4 protein-coding genes are annotated in these 4,814 nt (G+C 61.8%); 3 read left to right on the forward strand and 1 reads right to left on the reverse strand.

Features of this window, described 5'->3' with window-relative positions; translation table 11 throughout:
* The first annotated feature begins 261 nt into the window (after positions 1 to 261).
* Positions 262 to 393: a hypothetical protein gene (locus tag AC629_RS50045; RefSeq protein WP_283848238.1), complete on the forward strand. Its 132-nt coding sequence runs from the start codon at positions 262 to 264 to the stop codon at positions 391 to 393.
* Positions 394 to 524: 131 nt separating this feature from the next.
* Here the strand turns inward: AC629_RS50045 and AC629_RS41275 are convergent, their stop codons facing one another.
* Positions 525 to 1,232, reverse strand: a complete 708-nt coding sequence (locus AC629_RS41275) for a recombinase family protein (RefSeq protein ID WP_084810396.1) — start codon at positions 1,230 to 1,232, stop codon at positions 525 to 527.
* 611 nt (positions 1,233 to 1,843) lie between these two features.
* Here AC629_RS41275 and AC629_RS41280 point away from each other — a divergent pair.
* Together AC629_RS41280 and AC629_RS47410 are read left to right on the forward strand one after the other, a co-directional pair.
* Complete coding sequence (locus AC629_RS41280) at positions 1,844 to 2,620, forward strand: FkbM family methyltransferase (RefSeq protein ID WP_084810397.1); 777 nt, start codon at positions 1,844 to 1,846, stop codon at positions 2,618 to 2,620.
* Positions 2,621 to 4,530: 1,910 nt separating this feature from the next.
* Positions 4,531 to 4,692: a hypothetical protein gene (locus AC629_RS47410; RefSeq protein ID WP_168195717.1), complete on the forward strand. Its 162-nt coding sequence runs from the start codon at positions 4,531 to 4,533 to the stop codon at positions 4,690 to 4,692.
* Positions 4,693 to 4,814 lie beyond the last annotated feature (122 nt).

Raw genomic sequence — 4,814 nt, forward strand, 5'->3', positions numbered from 1 at the left:
ATCGGCGCGGCGGTCGCGATCCTGGCTGCGATCGAGCTCTGGATGATGTCCCAGATCCCGCCGCGGCTGACCACCGGCCGCTGAGAGGCCTTTGCGCTTGCCGGTGTCGCGACCAAGGTCGAGGTCGCGGCAGCGCACGGGCGGGCCGCGCTCGCGGCTGGCAGGGGCGACCAAGCGAAAGGGCCGCCGAGGTGCCGGGCCGTCGAGACCCGTTGATCTAGCTCAACGGTCCTTCTGGTTTTCCTCGAACAACTAACCCCCATGAGCAAGCCCGACGAACCAGGTCCGCGCAGTCCCAAGCCCTCGCGCTCGGACGAGATTCTGCGGATCATCGAGGAGTACGCAAACGATCTGCGGGAGATGATCGCGAAGCTACGCCGTCGCCTCAATTGAGTCCGCGCGCAAAACGGACCGCCATGGTGCGGCCCGTCGAGGCGGGTGCTGATCAGGATGGTCTAGGCGGCCTTGCTGGCGGCCTTCTGCGCGCGCTTCGCGATCGTCATTTTGTACGTGTCTGCCATCCTTTAGGCCGCCAGCATCGAGGCCACGGCCGAGGCGGTGTAGGGCACGCCGCCTGGCCGCTTCTTACCCTTCCCGGGCTTCGTCACGATGCCTTCCGACGCCAGTGCCGCGCTGATCTCGCGCAATGACATCCGCGGGCTCTGCTCACGCAACTGGCGGGCCATCGCAACGGCCTCGGGATGGCTTTCGGCGAGCGTCTTGCGACCCTCTACCCTCGCGCCGGTCTTGCGGCGCTTGCGCTCACGGGCGCCGCGAAGCTTGGCTACGGTCATCGCCTTGTCGAATTGAGCGACGGCGCCGAGGATCTGGCGCACCAGAACAGCGGTCGGGGTGTCGTCGACGAAGGAGTCCGGCTTGTCGGCGGCGATCAGGGTGATGCCCTCCGCCTGCAGACGCTTGAAGCCCGTCTCCTGCACGATCAGGTCACGCGCAAACCGGTTGGCGGTCTCGACGATGATCGTTCTCACACCATTGCCGGCGATCCGCTCCAGCGCAGCCGCGAAGCCGGGCCGGGTGTCGATGGCGTCCTCGCCCTTCACAGCAGGATCGTCGAACCAGGACACGATGCGATAGCCGGCGCGCTTGGCGTATGCCTCGATGGCCTTGCGCTGGCGTGGCACGCTGTCCTTGTCGTCGCCGACGTTCGCAGCCGAGCTGGTCCTTGTGTAACCGATTGCGGGCTTTCGCTGGCGCTTCTCTTGACCTGCCATAGCCTTAACCTCGGTTTGTAGTTTTATCCGAGGAAAATACTACAAATTCGGGTTTTGATCAAGCGATGTGGCGATCGTCAGGGGGCAGAGGCCGACGCGGTTCGAAGGAACGGTCTTCCGCGGCGACCGTTGCCTATGCGCGGCCCGCAAATGGGCGCGTGGCCCCGCCGTCACCCCCCCAAAGCCCCCCTGGCGGCGAGGCCCCCGGCCAAGGGGACCGGCCGCTGATCGGCGGATCCGAAGGGCGGCCGGTCGTTAGGAACGAACGAGCAAGGGAGGGATTGGTGTCAGGTCAACGATCCCCGTGTTGACATTCCTAGTGCAACGAGGTCCCGGTCCCCCTCCGGGGCCTCGCCGATTTTTGTACCGATCCGCATATATTTTTAAAGTCGGGCGCAACTGGGCCCCGGCGGGCGTCGCGGACACAGAGGCCGCTTGAGGGGCGTACGGGCCCGCGGAGGGGTGCAGGATTTTTTTGCCAAGCCTGTGCGCGCGTTAGGGGCGCGAAGTCACGCTTCGCCGGCGGCGTTGTAGACACTGCCGGTTAATTTGCTCATCGCTTCCACTGAAGGCCATTCGCGTGGTAGCGTTGTGACCTGCGAGGGCGAGAAATGAGCCTTTCAGCCATCAAACACCTGACGATTTCTCTTGGCATCTATAAGCCCGCAAGGGCAATTCATCGCTTGCTGACTCGTGAAGATTTGAGTGGCCACAGGCGCCTGCTCGCCGAATTTATCAACCCGGGAGACTTGGCCTTCGACGTTGGCGCCAACATTGGCGCCCGATCGGAACTCATGCTTGACCTGGGTGCTCGGGTCGTTGCCTTCGAACCACAGCCGGATCTGGCGCGGGAAGTCCGCGCTAGGGGAAACCGGATCACCGTTGTTCAGAGCGCCGTTGGGGCGCGCCCAGGCTCAGCCGAATTGTTTCTCACCACTTCGACCGGAATGGCCAGCCTAAAACCGAATTGGCAACTATCGAACCTTACCGGCAAAATTGCTGTTCCCGTCACCACCCTTGACGCTGAAATCTCAAAGCATGGCGTCCCGTCGTTTTGCAAAATCGATGTCGAGGGTTTTGAGGTCGAAGTTCTAAACGGCCTCTCGACACCAATCAGAGCACTCAGCATTGAGTACCACTGTGACGAGGAGGGGATAGCCAAGATCAGCGAATGTCTACGCCACCTTTCCAAGCTCGACTCTTACGAGTTCAACCTGGTAGGGACCGAAGACTCGGATTGGCTTTTGCCCAGATGGATGGACCAGGACGAGTTTTTACAAGCGTTCCCGAAGTGCGCTGCACCCCATCACTACGGCGATATTTTCGCGCGTATGCGCAAGGCCTGCCTACCATGCCAGTCGACGCTGGCCGGTGTTGAAGAGCTCTAGGTCAGGTCGTAGAGCTCCCTGAGACGTCTGACCGCAGCTTGAATACGATCGCGCGTCACCAAGCTATCGACCTCGACGACCGCTATCCAGCCGACGACACGCCGACTTGCGCAGACCGCGAGGCGACGATTCGGGGGGGCCTCTGCTGCCGCTTCGCTTATCCAAGCCGAGAAGGCTTTCTCGCCGCTCGCGGCCGCGAATGGTTGCAATGAAGGCGGGTCCGTCCTTCGGGCACTCGGCGATGAAGCCGTGCCAAGTCGCGATGCATAATTCAACGCGGCCTTGTGACTTCTTGGTGGTGATGACAAAGCCATCTTTCGTCAGGTGCTGCCAGCCAAGCCTCTCGGCGTCGGCCGGTGTGCAACAGCACCTCCATCCCTAAGCGCAGCGGTATGCTTCGTCTTCACCACCACAACGGACCGTACTTGAACCCGTACGCATACCGCACAGGCCCGTAGCATGGATATGATCGAGAGTAGTACGGCTGCGCATAAGCGCATGAGTAGATTTGATAGGGGCGATAGTGGAAGCCCATATATGAACGATCAACGTTTCTGTAGCGCGCAACGTGTCGGCGACGCGGGGTAAAATCGACAGTTCTGCAACACTCTGCTCTCTGGCTGACGAATTGCTGCTGCGCCGCCTCGGCGGTCGTCAGTAATGCCGTCGATGCCAACGACGCTACACCTGCGACGAGCGCCACGCCGATCCAGTTTCTCATGACAAGGATTCCTCCAATCAACCAGGGGGAGCAACGTTGCTCCGGGCGGCTCGCCCAGGACGCGCAAGTCTACTGGGTTTCATTGCATAAGCCAACGTGCGACGCATGCGCACCTCTCCTCGCGGCCTCACCGGCTTGCCGGCCACATCCTCCGGCCAGCCAAGTACCGCGCGTTGCCTCACACAGTCGCGCGTGACGGTCGCAAGTGTGACATCCCCACCAATAATATACCGGCCGGTCACGGACTTCTGGCGACGCTGAATCTCCGCAAGGCGGAGTAGTGCTGCCAAGAATAATTTCACGAGATGCTCCTGAAGCGGCGCAATACCGCGCAACAATCAAAGGTTTAACGCGGCAAAGACGAAACTGAAATTTGGTCGCATCGTTGCGGTAGCTCTCGCCCTTCCTGCCCCGCAGGGATTCATTTGTTCTCGTTCCAACTCCGCTTCGTTCGCGCGACGCGAATCGCGTGCGCAAAAGATGGCGCCGAGCATTTCTTAATGTCGAGTTTCCCTTGGCCGGATCGTTCATGGATTTAAGCGACACGAGCGCGGGCCGAAGCCGGTAGGCATCGATCGCAGCGTTCGGCAAGAGCAATCTGCGCCGCTCTCCGCGCAGCATCAGGCGATCGATCCTGTTCAGGATGAAGTGGCCTGACTCCTTGTGCTCGCCCTTGAACACGCCGGAATGGCCAAGAAATTTCCAGGCAATCTCGAAAAGATTGTGCGCGCAATCAGGGGGCGGTCATAGCCGGCGAACGTCTGTGAGAACGAGTGAAACGGGCGGACATCGCAACGCTGGTCGCAGTGAGCGGCGGCGCGACAACGCGAGATTTCCCGGAGAGTGCGCTCAGTCCGTCCGCTCGGCGCGTTGACCGCGGGCGAGCTCATGCCACGCTAAGGCCAGTTGAATGAGTCGCTGCCGGTCGGCGTCTTCGGCGGCCGCGGCGCTTCATTGCGGCCTCGGCTTCGCGCTGTGGATCATACTTGGTGCACATGCGGCTGACACCCTACCCGGCTGATCCGGACAAGCGGATGGCAATTTCGTCCGTGTGAATGCGGGGTAGTTTCCCTGCTGCTTTCGCTCATTCCGGCGCAACTGTGAATTGCGTCACGGCCGGCGCCCGGCGTCTCCGCTAAACAGGCCCTCAACCCGCTCCCAACGGCGAGAGAAAGCGTGGGTGGCCGTCATGACGCAAGAAGCAGCAACCGAGGCTCAAGTCCCGGCACAGCGAGAACGATCCGGCCCTTTCGGCGTCGCTCTTCTCGCGACCATCGGCATCGTGACGCTGGCCTGGATCGGAGGCCTGGTCTGGGCCGCGATCGCATTCTTCAGCTGGCTCGTGTCCTGACGCGATGCGATCAATCGATCGGCCGGCCCAAATCGGGATAGGGGGGCGTCTCGCGACGCCGCCCCTCCCACACCACCGGACATACGGGTCCGTATCCGGCGGTTCAGCGGATTATGCGGGCC

Origin of the sequence: Bradyrhizobium sp. NAS80.1 (genome assembly GCF_001908205.1) — a bacterium.
Classification (GTDB): domain Bacteria; phylum Pseudomonadota; class Alphaproteobacteria; order Rhizobiales; family Xanthobacteraceae; genus Bradyrhizobium.